The 15,122-nt window shown below is 70.8% G+C and carries 12 protein-coding genes; all 12 read right to left on the bottom strand.

What is annotated here, in order from left to right:
• Positions 1-1,914 (bottom strand): hypothetical protein (locus tag PV721_RS32245; protein WP_319730592.1); only part of this gene is annotated, 1,914 nt, incomplete at its 3' end.
• A complete protein-coding gene (locus PV721_RS32240) occupies positions 1,911-4,454 on the bottom strand; it encodes an ATP-binding protein (RefSeq protein WP_319730590.1) in 2,544 nt (847 codons plus the stop codon). The genes PV721_RS32240 and PV721_RS32245, both read right to left, overlap by 4 nt.
• Before the next feature lie 15 nt (positions 4,455-4,469).
• A complete protein-coding gene (locus PV721_RS32235; RefSeq protein ID WP_319730588.1) occupies positions 4,470-5,099 on the bottom strand; it encodes a hypothetical protein in 630 nt (209 codons plus the stop codon).
• Positions 5,096-5,380: a hypothetical protein gene (locus PV721_RS32230; RefSeq protein WP_319730586.1), complete on the bottom strand. Its 285-nt coding sequence runs from the start codon at positions 5,378-5,380 to the stop codon at positions 5,096-5,098. The genes PV721_RS32235 and PV721_RS32230 overlap by 4 nt, the downstream gene beginning before the upstream one ends.
• Before the next feature lie 14 nt (positions 5,381-5,394).
• Positions 5,395-6,507 (bottom strand): conjugal transfer protein, encoded by a 1,113-nt coding sequence (locus PV721_RS32225; protein ID WP_319730583.1) that lies wholly within the window; start codon positions 6,505-6,507, stop codon positions 5,395-5,397.
• On the bottom strand, positions 6,504-6,773 hold the full coding sequence (locus tag PV721_RS32220) for a hypothetical protein (RefSeq protein ID WP_319730581.1): 270 nt from the start codon (positions 6,771-6,773) through the stop codon (positions 6,504-6,506). The genes PV721_RS32225 and PV721_RS32220 overlap by 4 nt, the downstream gene beginning before the upstream one ends.
• A gap of 50 nt (positions 6,774-6,823) precedes the next feature.
• The gene (locus tag PV721_RS32215; protein WP_319730579.1) at positions 6,824-7,702 is read right to left on the bottom strand and encodes a hypothetical protein; all 879 of its coding nucleotides are present in this window, start codon (positions 7,700-7,702) and stop codon (positions 6,824-6,826) included.
• A gap of 523 nt (positions 7,703-8,225) precedes the next feature.
• On the bottom strand, positions 8,226-9,893 hold the full coding sequence (locus PV721_RS32210) for a DUF2637 domain-containing protein (protein WP_319730577.1): 1,668 nt from the start codon (positions 9,891-9,893) through the stop codon (positions 8,226-8,228).
• Positions 9,894-10,216: 323 nt separating this feature from the next.
• A complete protein-coding gene (locus tag PV721_RS32205) occupies positions 10,217-11,551 on the bottom strand; it encodes a ParB/RepB/Spo0J family partition protein (RefSeq protein ID WP_319730575.1) in 1,335 nt (444 codons plus the stop codon).
• A complete protein-coding gene (locus tag PV721_RS32200; protein ID WP_319730573.1) occupies positions 11,548-12,699 on the bottom strand; it encodes a ParA family protein in 1,152 nt (383 codons plus the stop codon). The genes PV721_RS32205 and PV721_RS32200 overlap by 4 nt, the downstream gene beginning before the upstream one ends.
• Positions 12,700-12,793: 94 nt before the next feature.
• Positions 12,794-13,489 carry a restriction endonuclease gene (locus PV721_RS32195; protein ID WP_319730571.1) on the bottom strand — a complete coding sequence of 232 codons (696 nt, stop codon included), beginning with the start codon at positions 13,487-13,489 and terminating at the stop codon, positions 12,794-12,796.
• 609 nt (positions 13,490-14,098) lie between these two features.
• The coding region (locus tag PV721_RS32190) for a helicase associated domain-containing protein (protein WP_319730569.1) at positions 14,099-15,122 on the bottom strand (1,024 nt) is incomplete at its 5' end.

Here is a 15,122-nt window from a genome sequence, read left to right as displayed (position 1 = left end):
GGGCTGGCCCGCTGGCGGGGCCGGGCGGCGGCCGGCGCCGTTGCCGCCGGACTGGATGCGGTTCATCAGCGCGACGGTGCTGACGCTGGAGCTCGTGGCGTAGCCGAGGGCTGCGATCGGATTGCCCGAGGCGACGGCGACGCCGACCATCGCGGTGCGGACCGCTCCGCGGGTGACCTTGCGGGCGATCGACTGGTTCTTGGCCACCGGGGCGGAGGAGGGGGCGAGGGCAGAGTTGTTGGTCCCGCCGATCCGGGCGGAGGACATCTTGTCGCGCCACTTGGCCGCAGCCTGCTTGGACTTGACCGTGAGGGCCTTGCGCTTCTTGATCGCGCCGAGGCACACGATGTCCACGGCGAGGAAGCGCAGGGTGAGCTCGTTGCCCCAGTCCTGCTGCACGGGGTCCAGGACGGCCTGGACGATCAGGATGAGGACGGCCAGGCCGATGATGGAGGCGAGGAGCTGGCCGAGGGAGTGCAGGACGGATGCCGCCCAGTCCCACAGGTAGCCGCGGCCGGCGCCGGGCATCAGGCCGGCCACGAGTGCGGGTTCGGCCCGTACGGCGTCCCAGGCGATGCGGCACTGGGCGACGAGGAAACTGCCGGCGAGACCGGCGATCAGAACGGTGACGATCAGGGCGGCGACGAGAAGGAAGATCGCGCCGCCGACCTTGTCCATCGACGCCCGCTTCGCGGCCTGCACGTCGCCCTGGACGCAGTCCTTCTCGAACTGCTCCATCGGAGGGTTGCCGAAGTGGTCCAGGGCCCACTGCTTGGCCAGGGGCATGGTCCAGTCGGTGACCTGCGCGCCGGTGGGGTCGATCCAGGCCCGGTAGCTGTTGAACTTCTTCAACCGCTCCATCTGCTGGTTCACGGCCCGCTCGTAGGCGAGCTGGGTGATCTTGGTGTCGCTGTACTTCTTGGCGCAGTCACCTTCGAAGACGCGACCGTACTGGAGCAGCATGGCCGGCTTGACGATGAAGGCGTCCGTCAGGGCGTTAGTGAGCGGGCGGGAGAGCGCCCGGGAGCTGGCGGAGTCCTCGTCCTCGGGGGCCTTCTCCTTAGGGCCGGGGTTGGCGTCGAGGATGATGTCGGCGACTTCGAGGGCCAGGCCGCGGGCGGCGGCGATGGCGCCGTCCTGTTCCCCCAGCAGGAGCTGCGGGGGCGAGGACAGCAGCGTGGCGGTGAGCCCGGCGATCAGGATGGACAGCGCCGCGTCCCCCCACCCCTTGGCCCGGTCCCCGAAGAAGATGCGCACGACGGCGATCAGGGCGCACACCGACAGGAACAGGGACGGCAGCCCCATCTGCAGGATGACCTGGGTGTGGAGGGAGTTGGCGACGGACAGGACGGGCGCCAGGAGGAGCTTGGCGAGGCCGAAGCCGAGGGCCCAGACGATGAGCCAGCAGCAGAACGCGATGACCCACTTGGTGATCATGAAGGCCAGCTCGGTGATCAGGTTCTGGATGCCGAGGTCCCAGTCGGTCAGGCCGCCGGTGTCCGACTTCACGGTGTAGGCCGAGATCGGCAGGTTCCGCTCGTCGGTGACGTTGAAGACGGCCAGGACGCCGCCCTCGTTGGGCAGGAGCTTGCGCAGGCGCTCCTCCTCGGCCTTGAGGAAGGCCTCTTGCATGCCGTCCGAGAGCCGCTTGTTGAGGTCGGCGATGATCTTCTCGATCTCGGCGAGCTCCTCTGGGGTGGGCGTACGCGTACCGGCTGTGGGCGGTCCGAGGGGGTTGGTCACAGGCGGGCTGGTGGGCGCCGGGGTCGCGGACGGGCTCGGCTCGGCGAGGGCCGGCAGCGAGGTGAGCATGGTGAAGGCGGTGGCGGCGAGCGCCGCCACGAGCAGGGCGAGGCGCAGGCGGGCTGTGCCGAGCAGGCGCAGCCGCTTGAACGGGGCGCGCAGGGTTCTCATGCCGCCGCCTGCTGGGTGGTCGGGGTGGTGTGGATGACGCGCTCGATCGCGCGGTCGCGGGGGATGAGGACCCGCATGAGGCCGATGCGGCCGGCCAGGTCGCGGTAGAGGCACTCCCCCGCGCGGGCCCGGCGCTGGTCGTCGGGCAGGCCGAGCGGTGAGAGGCCGCCGGTGACCAGGTCCAGCAGCTCGGTGTCGGTGGAGTCCACGCCGAGGAATTCGAGGCTGCGCGCGGCCAGGGGGCGGCTGGTCTGCCGGAAGACGAAGCGGTGCGGGATGAGGCCGCGGACGATGGCGCCCTTCTCGCTGTCGGCCGGGCCGATGTCGTCGGCGTCGTGGCTGCCGACGTACGCGGCGGCGTTGCGCTTGCGGCCGTCGCGGAGCAGTTCCAGGAGCAGCTCCAGGCCCTCGTCGCTGGAGGTGAGCCACCAGCACTCGTCGAAGACGGTGACCGCGAACTCGTCCCGGCTGCGCATCGCGGTCTCGCGGGAGACGGCAGCGATGAGGTACATCAGCGCCCGGCCCAGGACCTTCTCGAACTCAAGGCGCTGGATCCGGTGCTCGGAGGCCAGCTCGGACTTCTTCGGCAGGGCGAGCGAGGACACCAGGAAGACGACGGAGTCCGCGCGGTGGGTGTCGACGACCGGCAGCGTCTCGTCGAAGACGACCCTCGCCAGGTCCTTGCGGGCGACCGAGCCCAGCTTGCGGGCCAGGCCGTGCGCGGCCGTGTCCCCGGTGCCGCGCGCGGTGAGCTCATCCATCAGAGCGCGCATCGACGGCTCGGGCCGGGCCAGCACGGCCTGCACGGCCTCCGACAGGGCGACGCCTTCGAGGTCCATCGGCCGCACCCCGAGCAGCAGGGTGAGGAAGGACTCGGTGAAGCGGGCCGCGACCTCGGGGCTGTTCTCCTTGTAGAGGCGCAGCGGGTCGAGGGAGACCTCGGCGGTGTGGTCGATGCGGATCAGCTGGGTGGTGCCGGGGCAGGCTTTCGCGAACCGCGCCCATTCCTGGTCGGTGGTGCGGTCGACGATGACGGCGCGGCCGCGGCTGCCGGGCCGGCCGAGCTGGTGCCCGCGGGCGAGGACGTTGTAGACGGCGCCCTTCATGCCGACTGACTTGCCGGCGCCGAGCTCGCCGAGCCAGGCCATCGACGCGGAGGCGTTCTCGCGGGGGCCGCGGGCGGGGTCGATCAGGACGGGGCGGGCGCCGCCGGAGGCGACCTGGAGGCCGTAGAGGCCGCCGCGCTCGTCGCCGAGCTGGGAGCCGCACCAGGGCATGGCCATCGCGAAGTCCCGCGAGAGGAGGATCTGCGCGTAGCCGGCCATGACGCGGGGGGTGCGGCAGCCGGGCAGCATCGCCTGCCACAGGCTGGCCTGTTCGCCGGCGGGTCGGGAGAAGGTGTAGTCGGTGGAGCCGAAGTCGCTCGCGAGGGCGGCGGCGCGGTCCATGGCGTCGTCGGGGCTGTTGCCCCAGACGGCGAGGGTGACCATGGCGCGGACCTCCACCTCGCGCCGGTTCGCGGTGAGCCGCTCGTGGTACTCCTCGTTGTCGGCCTGGTTGCGGGCGACGGCGGCCGGCGGGCCGGCCGGGTCGCCCTCGTACTCGGCTGCCTGCGCCTTGAGGTGGCGGGCGCGCTTGCGGACCTTCGGCTCGGCCTTCGAACCGGGGACGATGACCAGGCGAGCGGTCCAGTCGACGGGGTAGGCCAGGTCGTCGAGCTGCTGGAGGTAGGCCGCGCCCGGGAGTGCAAACGCCTCGGGCATCTCCGAGAGAGCCAGGAGCGCCTGGTAGGAGTCGCCCCACTCGCTGGAGACCTGAAGGAAGCGACGCGTGAAGGGGTTGGCCGGCAGCGCAGGGCCGGCGGTGAAGTCGGCGCCGCCCTCGCCGACGAGGATCTCCCCCAGCGCCGCGACGTTCCGGCCCCGGCCACGGACCGGGGTCTCGGTGCCGTCAGGAAGGAACGGCTCGGCGAGCCCACGGCGCGCGCTGTGGCCGTAGATCCACAGGATCTCCGCCTCGGAGGCCGGCCGCATCGACACACCGGACGGCCACTGGGCCTGGATCCGCTGGGCCTGCTCCAGGCGCCGCTGCACCTCCGCGTCGGTGACGACCGCAGGCATCAGCCCGAGCTGCAGGGAGACTTCCGCCCGCGCCGCCCGGAACGCGGACATCACCGCGTCCTTCTGCGACAGCGGGGGCAGCGGGAGCGCGAGCCAGTCGGTGCGGCCCGTCAGCTCCATGGTCTCCAGCTGGTCCAGGACCGCGTGCCCGAGGCTCTCGTAGCGGGGCGCGCGCTCCAGGTCGATGTCGTCGACCATGGCGCGCACCACGGCGGTCGGGTCGATCTGCGGGCACAGCGACAGCAGCATCGGCTCGCCGGTCATCGCCTTGAAGAGGCTCTCCAGAGCCTTGAGACGGCGCTTCTTCACGACGGCCGGGGCGTGGGAGTAGTTGGTCGCAGCAACGCGCCACACCGCCCAGACGGTGCCGTGGGTGGTGAAGATCAGGTTCTGCTGGACGTGCCGGATCGGCAGGCGCATCGTGAAGTTCTCCAATCAGGTACGAGTCGTGGGGGCGCGTCGGGCGAGGAGGGCCTGCACCCCCGAGGCCACCGGCAGGGAGGGCGCCGAAGGCCCTTCGGGTGCCGACGGCGCGGCGGCGGGTACCGCGGGCCGGGGCCGGGCCTGCTTCGGCCGGGGCTCCGGTGCGGGAGCGTCAGTGATCGCCGGGGCAGTGGCCTCGGCGGCCTGTTCGTCGGCGGGCAGGTGGATACGGGTGTCGCCGCGGGTGGGGCGAGCCGCACGGTAGGCGCGGCCGCGGAGCTGGCCGCGCCGGGGCGCGGCCAGCATCAGGGCGATGCTCAGCAGGGCGGCCGCGGGGTTGCGGCCGTCGATGTGGAGGTGGCGCAGCACGAACGCGACCACGGCGGGGAGGACCAGGAGGGCTGTGACGTCGAGCCAGCCGTGGCCGCCCCACACCGGGCGGGTCAGGATCAGGGCGGCGACGGTGGCGACGATCCCGCCCAGCTGGGTCAGGGTGTAGGGGCCGCCGGGCAGCCGGATCCCCCGGCCGCCGTTGACGTCCCGGATTACCCCGTGGACGAGCGGGGCGCGCCGGGCCTTGGTGTAGCAGCGGCCGATCAGTTCGAAGTCCACCTCGCCGCCATGGGCGGCGGCCTCGGTCACTGGTCACTCCGGACGGCGTTGGGGCCGCCCTGGTACTGGACGATGTCCTCGGTGGTCTTGTTCTTGAGGGCGCCCATGTTGGCGGACAGGCCCCAGACAATCGCCGCGAAGATGACGGCCATGATCGTCGGGCCGGGCGCCTTCGTCTTCCAGCCGACGACCACGACGAAGATCCCGCAGAGGGCCGGGATGGCGACGTCGAAGATCAGGGCCTTGATGTCGGTGCCGATGCTGGTGCCGGTCTGGATCCAGCCCGCGGCCAGCGTGACGGTGTCGTGCATGACGGTGCTCCTTCTTATGCGGTGGGGGTGGGTGCCGGACCCGGGGCGCCAGAGGCGGCCGGGGCCGGAGTCGGTGAGGTGATGGCGGGGGCGCCGTCGAGGCTGGCGATCTCCCAGCGGCCGGCGCGGGCCTTGAGGGTCAGGGCGTAGGTGAGCGGCATCCGCACCCCGTCCTGGCCGGTCGCCCGGAGGGTGACGAGCAGGCGCAGGGTGGTGCCGTCGCCGGGGACCGCGACGACCGGTTCGCCGCCGGTCTCGCCCTCGACGGCGAACTGGTCCACCGCGACACCCGAGTACGGGGCCGGGGACGGAGCGGCCAGGCGGGTACCGGGGGCGAGGTAGCGGTCGAGCTCGGCGCCGGCCTTCGTGAGGTAGGCGGACAGGAAGCTGGTGACCGCCTGGGTGCGCGGGTCGGTCGGCAGCGCCGGGCGCATCGCGCCGTAGACCAGCTCCGGGGTCTTGGCCCGCTCGGGGGCGGCGACCTCGGCCGGCAGCGCGAGCGCGGTGTACGCGGTCGCTCCCCCGGCGCCGGGCGCCGTGGCCACGGGCACCTGGAAGTAGCGCACCGCGTCGGTCGCGGCCGACGGGCTCGGGGAAGCGCCCGGCTGCGTGGACGGCGCCGGCGACGGCTGCGCGCCGGTGACGCGAGCCGCCACCGTGACCGACCAGACCGAGGTGTCGGTCTGGCGCAGCCGCACGACGGTCAGCTGCTCGCCCCGGTGCTGGCCGGAGACACCGTCGAGCTGCATGCTGGCGACCGGCGGGTAGTAGGCGGCGAGCTTGGGCTCGTCGCCGCGCCCGGCGGACAGGTAGGCGGCAACGAAGAGGCTGGCGAAGCCGGCCGCGCCCTGGCCGCCGCTCGCGGACGGGGCGGACGGGGCGGTCTTCGGCGCAGGGGCCGCGGACGTGGCGGGCACCGAGAGGTAGGCGAGCGCGCCCAGCAGGGGGCCGAGCGCGATCAGGCCCCAGACGGTCCAGCGGATCAGCGCGGCCGAGTTGGCCTGGGCGCCGGTCGACCATCCGCCGACCCATCCGGCCTCCTGGACGGCCTCGGTCTCCTGGACAGCCGGTGGCTGCGGGTCGGCCGATGTGGCCGGCTTCCGGCGGCCGGTGAGGACGGGGCTCATGCCGCGCCTCCGGCCGAGCGCAGGGTGTGACCGGCCAGCTCCGCGATCCGGCTGCGGAGTTCCGCTTCGGGGCGGCGGCGGAGTGCGGCGAGCGAGGCGAGGACCGGTTCGGCGTCTTCGTCGAGGAAGGCGCGGAGCTGCTCGTGGGTGCCGGTGTCGAAGGGGCGGGCGACGAGGGCGGCGCCGAGGTGGATGAGCAGACGCTGGGCGCGAGTGACGCGCTCCTCATCCGCGTCGAGCGACGTCGCGGCGGCGGGTGTGGTCAAGACGCATCTCCAAAGGGGGGAGCGGACGGTGGCCTCGGCGGTGGTCCGGTTCATGCCGCGGCCTCGGGCTGGAGGGATGCTGTGAGGCGGGCCAGGGCCCGCGAGCGCCGGCGCTGCCAGGCGCCGGCCGTGGTGCCGACGCGGGCGGCGGCCTCTGCGTCCGGGATGCCGCCGCTGATGTGGTGCCAGGCCAGCGCCTGCGCGTCCGCGGTCGACAGCGCGCCGTCGCGCACCGCGTCCAGGAGGAGCTCCAGGAGCTCCAGCCGGGCCGGGGCACTCGCGGCGTCGTCGGCCGGACCGGCGTGCAGGCCGGCTTCCGCGGCGGCCGCGCGCACGGTGCGGGCGCGGGCGATCTCGTACGGGCCCGGCGCCCGGTCGGCGAGCTGCTCCGCGGCCGCGAGGCCCTCCCCCGCCGGGCCCTGCTCGGCGGCGAGCTCGGCCAGGACCCGGCGCAGGGTGTCGAGCGTGAGGTTGGCGGCGGGCCGTCCGGGGCGGAGGTGGATGCGGCCGCCGCGGGCCACTTCGTAGAGGGCGGCCACGGTCACGTGACCGACTGCGTCGCGAGTGCGGCCGCCGGTCGCGCGGACCTGGCCGCGGGTGATGCGGAAGACAGCGGGGAGCATCGCCTGGACGATGACGCGGCCGGCGAGGACCGCCGATCGGTCACGGCCGGCGGCACGCTGCAGGAGGGCCCGCAGTACGGCATCGGTCAGCGCATCGGTCACGCCGTCGGCCGTCGGACGGAGCGCGGCCAGGAGCTGCTCGGGCGTCAGAGAGCCGGACCAGGAATCGGTCACGGCGGCGATGCCGTCGGTCACCCAGTCGGTCACCGCCTGGCGCACGGCGGGGTCCGCGCACAGCGCGGCCCAGTCGGCGTCCAGCCGGTCGAAGTACCCGCCGCCGGCGGCGGGGTGCGAAGCGTCGTGCACGGCACGTCTCCTTTCGGATCTCGTGCCGTACACACTCCTCAGACCGGCTTGCCCGAAGGCTTGCCCACAGCCCTAAAAGCGCAGATGGGAGGCTTGCCCTCTAGCTGGGCAAGCCTCCCGTGACCGATTGGGCAAGCCTGGTGGGGGGTTGGGCAAGCCCCCTCGTGACCGGTCCATGCAACTGTGGGCAAGCCTCCCTGGAGGGTGGGCAAGCCTCGGGCTTGTACCGCCAAGGCTTGCCCAGGAGGCGGGTGCGAGGTCGCGGCGGACGGGTGACCGATGACCGCGGACCGGTCATGACCGGTGACCGATGGGGCCCGGATCGGTCACCGGTCACCGGCCCGGGATCGGTCACGGGCGGGTTCGGTAACCGGTCACGGCACCGGTCACGGGCGGGTTTGGTGACCGGTCACGGCACCGGGTCGCCGGATCGGTCAAGCGCCGATCGGTCACGGCGGGACGGCTGCCCGGGCCGGTCGGTGGTGGTGATCGATGACCGGCCACCGGGCCATAACCGGAACGGTCAGCTGCTGCTGCCGACGGAGCGGAGGTGCGCCCGGCCCTGCTGCCGACGCTGCTCCTCCAGGTACGTCTGGGCATCGAGCACGCGGCGCTGACCCGTCTTGGGTGAGACCTCCAGGCGTCGGGCAACCTCAGCTCCCGACAGGCGCTTCCCGGTCTCTTCGGCCTCCATCAGCCAGGAGGCCACCAGCTCGACCTCGCGCTGAATCGGGTCCACCTCGGCCAGCTCCTCGTCGGTCTGCTGCCGCGGCACCCGCGCGGTCGCCTCACCGGACGCGGACACCTCGGCCACCCAGTCCTGTCCGTCCGCGCCCGTCGGCGCCGCAAGGACGGGCTGCTCGAAGGAACGGCCCGCAGGTACGGCCGGGCCGGCATCGGTCACCGAGGCCGTCGGCGCTGGTGCCGCTCCGGCGGGCACTCGCGCTGGCTCGGCTGGCGGTTCCGACAGGCTGCGAAGGCCGCCCTGTTCCCCGAAGAAGGGGTGCGGCTCCCCCGCGCCGGGCAGCTGCTCCGCGTACGCCAGCGCCGGTTCCGGGGCAGCCGGCGCGTCGGTCACCGGCTCCTCGACCGCCGGTACGGAGGCCGCGTGCGCGACTGCTTCGAGCTCCGCGGCCCGGAGCTCGGCGAGCACCGGCTCCAGCAGGACGTCGGGAAGAAGGCCGCCGGTGTCCTGGTCGGTCAGGCCGTAGTCCCGCGCGAGGTACGCCGCGAACTGCTCTGCGGACGGGATCGAGCCGTACCGCGCGTTGAAGTCCTGCGCAGCCTTTGCCAGGTCGACGAGGAGGGGCTCCGGCATCCAGTCCGGGGCGCCGGGAGTTGCAGCGGCGGACTCGGCCGACGATTCCACTTCTCGGGGAGCGACGTCCTCGGCAAGGGGCTCGTCGGCCGGGAGCAGTTCGGGAACATCGATCGAGGCGGCCAGCTCCGGCCCAGCTGCGGGCTCGGGTTCGGGGCGGGAGGGCAGGACTGGGCTCAGGCCGGCTGCGGTCAGTCCTGCTGAGGCGGTCTGCGCGAGCGGCACTCCGATGCGAGCCAGGCGCAGCGGCATGAGGGCCTCCACCGGGGCCTTGCGGCGCCATGCCCGCCCGTAGCGGGCTTGAAGCCGGGCCTGGTAGATCAGCCGGTCCTGCTCCATGCTGACCGCCTGCTCGTAGGAGCGCAGCTCCCACAGCTTCATCCGGCGCCACAGCTTGAAGGTCGGTATCGGCGACAGCAGCCACCGCGTGATGCGCACGCCCTCCATGTGCCGGTCCGCGGTGATGTCCGCGATCCGACCCACGGCGTGCCGGGCGGCCTCCACCGTCACCACGAACAGCATCGGGATCACGGCGTGCATCCCGACGCCCAGCGGATCCGGCCAGGAGGCCGCACCGTTGAACGCGATCGTGGCCGCCGTCAGCAACCACGCCGTCTGGCGCAGCAGGGGGAAGGGGATCCGGAGCCACGTCAGCAGCAGGTCCAGCGCGAGCAGCACACAGATGCCCGCGTCGATACCGATCGGGAACACCAGCGAGAAGCTGCCGAACCCCTTCTGGAGCGCGAGCTCGCGCACGGCCGCGTACGAGCCAGCGAAGCCGATGCCGGCGATGAGAACGGCGCCGAACACCACGACCGAGATGAGGATGCGGTGCGTACGAGTCAGCTGCATCGCGGAAGCTGCCTCCTTCATCAATGGGTGACTCCCTGATCAGTGATCACACTCTCACCTCGCGGTGACAGGGAGCAGCGGAACAAGGGCTTGTGTGCTGGGCGGGGTTGCCTCGTCGACGCGTCGGCAGAACAGCGTGAACCGCGGATGGGGAAGGGACTACACGGAGGTCGCGCGACTTTTGCCCGCGGGCAAAAGTCGCGATGCAGAGGCTGCGGCTTCTAGAGCTTTGCCCGCAGGCAAAGATCCGCAGGGCTGCTGCTCTCTTGTGCGTCGCTTCCGCCCCTGCCACCAACCGATGGCAGGGGCGGAAGCGACGGACCGGGGTGAGTGCTGCTCAGCGGCTAGCTTCCCCGATTCGAGTCGAGCAGCATCTCGGTCAGCTTCAGCCGGTCTTGAGGACCCATGTTCTGCTGAATCAAATGGAAGACCGTCTCGGGACTACTCCAAGGATCTTCGTTCGTTGCGGTGCTCGCTGCAGGAGACCCCTGTGCAGGAAGCGCCTCATGAACTGTCCGGGTTGGCAAAACGGTAGCGACAGGCCCGTGGGCTTCTGGAGTCGCGCTCTCCGGGGGAGCAGCCAGCGCGGGGAGACTCTGGGTGCCGGGAGCAGGCTCAGTGCTGAGGTCGGCTACGTGTCGGCCGTCGAGGTGCTCCTGACTTTTGCCCGCGGGCAAAAGTCGGGGCTGCTCTGTGGCCTCCCCGGCAGGAGCAACCGTGTCAGCAACCGGGGTCGGGGCCCCTGTCTGTCGGCCGTCGAGGTGCTCCTGACTTTTGCCCCCGGGCAAAAGTCGGGGCTGCTCTGTGGCCCTCCCGGCAGGAGCAACCGTGTCAGCGGCCGGGGTCGGGTCCGTCAGCGCAGATGCATCAGGAGTCCGCTGTTGAGCGTTGCGAAGGATCTCCTTCTGCCGGGCCTTCTCACGCTGCTCCTCGTCCTTGCTCAGCTGGAGCAGCGCGAGAAGTCCAGTGGTGCTCAGCCCAGGTGAAGCCTTGATGGAGCTGACCAGAACCCGGGCGTCCCGCTCCGAGATCTCGCCGGCGCTCATCATCACCTGGATCTCAGAAGGCAGCTCCAGCAGAGCGAGTTGGCGTGTAACCCAGGAAGGAGACTTCCCCAGGCGCTCGGCCGCGCGCGACTTCGAGCCGTGTTCGCGTCCCTCTCCTTCTGCGCACACAACCACGAGCTGATGTACGCCCCGGGCCCGCTCGATGACATCGAAGTCCTCGCGGTCCAGGTTTTCCGCCAGGAGGTGGTCGACAAAGTCCTCGCGCGTCCTGGCGAGATCGTCACGGACCACAAAATCGAGACGTTCGAGTCCCACGGTGAGTGCGCTTCGGTAGCGGCGCTCACCGTTGACAAGTACGAACGCGGCAGCACCGATCTGCGGCCCGTGCTCAGGCCACAGTGCGAGATAGGCCCCGCGGGACACTGCTACGCACGCGGCGAGCTGCACCTGCCGCAATTCCTCGCCAAAGCGCGTCAGGTCCTCTTCGGAACCGAAGTTGCTGCGGGGGTTCAGCGGAGTGGGGCAAACCTGTGTGAGCGGGAGCTTGACGAGTTCATACGCCGGGATCTCTCCCTCGGTCACCGCTTTGGCTCGGCCGCGTTCGCTGCGCTCGCTCGGCCGGCGGGCACTGGAGAAGGAAGCGCCGCTGCCCAGGAGATCCTTCTTGCTCACTTCGTCAGTGCTTTCTTCAGATCGCGCATCGCGATGGCCTGCTCGCAGTCGGGTGCGTAGTCAAGGAGAGGACGCTTGAGGCGTACGGCTTCTCGCTGTTCCTTCAGGTCGGGAATGATCACGAGGACGGACGGATCACCGAACCTTTCCCACTCCTCCAGTGACGAGGTAGCGATGAATCCCTTGCGGGCGTCGTAGAGGTTCACCACGAAGCCGAGCTGGGTGACGGCGACGTCCAAGTCGCCCTCCATGTCCTCGATCTGCTCCTGGAGCATGTCGTAGGCGTCGGCGGACGTGTCCTCTGCTTGGACAATGACGAGGAGTCCTGAGGCTTTCGGGTTCTCGCCGTCACGGGTGCGGGCGTAGTAGAGCGCCGTGTCCATCGTGTAGCCGAGGCTCGGCGGGCAGTCGATGACGATGTAGTCGAAGTCCTTCTCCAGGTCTTCGATCGCCTTCTCCAGAGCCGTTTCCTTGACCCGGACGTGCCGCGTGGTGGCTAGCTTGGCGTCGAGGAGAAATGCGTCCTTGCATGCCGGAAGCAGGAAGAGACGTCCCTTGAAGGTGTCGTACTCGACGGGGATGAGAAGGTCCCGGACGTTGCCCTCCGCCTCCCCAAGCATGAACTTTGCGAGACTCGGCTCCTTGATCCCCAGAGGCAAGTGACCCAGGTGTTTCGTCAGATGACTTTGAGGATCAAAGTCGATAACGCAGACGCGGGCGCCGGCCTCTGCCAGAGCCTGAGCGAGACCGTTACTGACCGCGCTCTTGCCGACACCGCCCTTCTGGTTGCACACGATAAAACGGCGGACGTGTTCCGGTCGCACCAGCATCGGCATGGTGTGGGTGTCCAGCCAGAGCCGGATCGACTGGGCCAGGCCCTGGTTGTAGGACACAGAGCGAGACTTGCAGTCCTTCTTGAGATCGTCGTACAGCCCGGTGGGGAGGTAGGTCGCGAAGGATGAACCACCAGAGGTGTCAACGGCCTCGACGGCTCCTGGGTTGCTGCGCCACGCGTGGATGCCTTCAGTAACAGCGTCCTGGATATCGACGCTGAGCTGTGCTGCGCGGACCTTGAGTTCCTGACGCAGAGCCAACGGCAGCTTTGATACTACCTTTTCCCGGTCTGAGGGGTCGTAAGGGGCGGTCATGGAGGTTACCTTACTCCCTTCGACTGTGGCGGCAAGCGCCACACGCTGGCAAATCACCCGATCTGTGACTGTTTTGCTGACTTGCCAGCGGCGGTCAAAGCCGAGGTTGGCGAGCTTTCCGCAGCGATGGGGCGCCGTGCTGTGGGGCAGGAAGGTCTGCGAGGAGAGTCCACAGGGGGGCTGAGCCACTGGCCCACTCGTTCAACAGGACGCGATCGACCAGGTGTAGCCGCTGGCTTCGGGCGAACTTCACCGCTGGAGCGGTGAAGCGTCCGTTGGTAACGAGGACGACGACGTCGCCACCGTGGATGGGCCGACCGGTCCCATTGAGCACGTGAAGGTCCGGCGTGCCGACTGCTGCCCCGGCAGCTCCATCACGGCGGTGTTTACATTGGATAACCCATCGGCGGCCTGCGGGATCGGTTCCCTTGACGTCAGCTCCGTTGTCGCCGGCGCCGCCCACGCGGACGGCATCATGGGCGCCGTCCCGGCGCATCAGGTCCCGCACGGCATCCTCGAACTGGCTGTGATGCAGGCCGTCCAGGAAGCGGATGTCCCAGCTCTCCGGTCGCCGACGCCGGGCGGTCCACGCGGAGGCGCCGCGCCGCGCGGCCTTCACGAGTAGCAGCGTCAGCGCTCCCGCGGCCAGGACCGCGACGGCGACGGCGGCGATCTCGGCGCCGTGGAGCTGAAGCCACAGCCGGGCCTGTGGGACGAGGACGGACACGAAGGCGGCAGCCGTGAGGAGGCCGGCGGTATCGACTGCGGCCCCTCCTCTGCGACGGTGCACGGATCGGCGTCCTCGTCCTGGCCGTTGCCGGGCGGGGGTGCGGGCCGGGTTTCGACGTCCGGGCATGGACGGGCCTTTCTGATGCAGGTCGTGGCGCCCACCGCCCCGCGGAGGGCTGGCGGGTGAGCCGTCGTCTCCCACCGGATGATGGGAACCCCACCCACCTTCCTCAGGGCGGCTTGCCCGAAGGCTTGCCCAGTCCCCGAAGGGGCGAGGGCGGAGGCTTGCCCACCGAAGGCGTCCGTGGTGCACATGGCCGTCTCGGGGTGAGCAGTGCCCGTCACTGCGGCTGCTTCGCCACCCAAGTCCCCCATTTCCAGTAGCCGGAGTGCGGCTGGGAAGCCGAAAAGGCCACCAGAGGCCGCCTGCGGGCCTGCCAGGTGATCACAGGTCGATCCATACCGGGCGCGCCAAGTTCGTCGACTGGAGGGCCCATTGTTGGCGTCGCTTTTCTGTAATTATGCGTAAATTGCCGGTTTGAATCCTTCGGTGGTACGCGCGAAGCCGAAGGCTCCCCAACTGGGGAGTACAAGCCGAGAGTGGCGGTCCCCGATCAGGGAGACCGCCCACTCTCTACTCCCGCGCGTGACGGCCGGGCGCTGCTCTCCTCTACGACCAGCGCATGCCCAGGGCCGACAGTTCCTCGACCCGCTGGACCGACAACTTCCCGGCTTTGACCCGCTGCTGGCTAATCCACGCCCCGAGCCGCACGGCCTCGCCGTCGACCTCCTCGGTGTGGCTGCGCGGTACGTCGAGGTTCCCGACGCGGGCGCGGTACTGGGTGGCCGCCCGCAGGTTGTACGCCCACATCTCCTCGCGGGTCCGCTTGGCGGGGGCGGCAGCCTGCGTGATGCCGACCGTGGCGAGCATCGCCTGCTGATCCCCTGACAGCTTCCCGAATCCCTGGCGCTGTGTGGCGGTCCAGCGGCCGAGGTCCTCGCCGTCCTCGATGAGGATGCCGGGACCGTTCGGGAGGGCACCGCCGGCGCTCACGTGTCGGTGGGCGAGGCGGAAGGCCCTCTGCCAGTCGATGCTCCAATCGGGGCACCAGTCCGGGTCGATCTCCGCGAGGGCGGTGCGGCGCTCGGGGGAGAGCGGCGCCTTCGTCCGTCGGGCGGCCGCGCGCTGGTTCTTGAGCCAGCGGCCGATGGGGTACCCGTCGAGGTCGACGTCCACGGGGCCGGCCAGGCCGACGCCGGACTCGGCGGCCCAGGCTGCGGCCGCGGCGAGCCCCTCGTCGAAGCGGGCGTCGAAGAGGCTCCAGATCATGCCGAGCTTCTCCAACTGCACGACCCGGTCGCCGTCGAGGGCGCGGGCCTTGTAGTGGCGGCGGCAGTCTGCGATCCAGACACCGAGCGGGAAGCCGGCGGGGGACGAGTCGTCGGAGGTGCGGAAGTCGTACGGGACGCGGAGGTCGTCGTGCTCGGCGCGGTAGCTCTGGGCGGCCTGGAGGCCGCGGCGCCACTGGACCCGCTCGGGGTTGAGGACCCTCAGCTGGACGAAGCTCGCCAGCTGGCTGGCATCGCGCGGCTGGGAGAGCCGCAGGAGTTCACGGGCGGGGCCGCTGACGGTGGCCTGCTCGTCGTCCGGGGCACCGTCGCGGTCGGTGGGGGCGGGGCCAGCGGTATCGGGG

It is taken from the genome of Streptomyces sp. MB09-01 (assembly GCF_033794505.1).
Taxonomy (GTDB): Bacteria; Actinomycetota; Actinomycetes; order Streptomycetales; family Streptomycetaceae; genus Streptomyces.
This window is presented reverse-complemented; position numbering and strand designations above follow the sequence as displayed.

Excerpts from the sequence above, each read along its gene's own strand:
- PV721_RS32225 (WP_319730583.1), bottom strand. The coding sequence starts at position 6,507 with ATGAGCCCCGTCCTCACCGGCCGCCGGAAGCCGGCCACATCGGCCGAC.
- PV721_RS32200 (WP_319730573.1), bottom strand. The coding sequence starts at position 12,699 with ATGACCGCCCCTTACGACCCCTCAGACCGGGAAAAGGTAGTATCAAAG.
- PV721_RS32230 (WP_319730586.1), bottom strand. The coding sequence starts at position 5,380 with ATGCACGACACCGTCACGCTGGCCGCGGGCTGGATCCAGACCGGCACC.
- PV721_RS32240 (WP_319730590.1), bottom strand. The coding sequence starts at position 4,454 with ATGCGCCTGCCGATCCGGCACGTCCAGCAGAACCTGATCTTCACCACC.
- PV721_RS32210 (WP_319730577.1), bottom strand. The coding sequence starts at position 9,893 with ATGAAGGAGGCAGCTTCCGCGATGCAGCTGACTCGTACGCACCGCATC.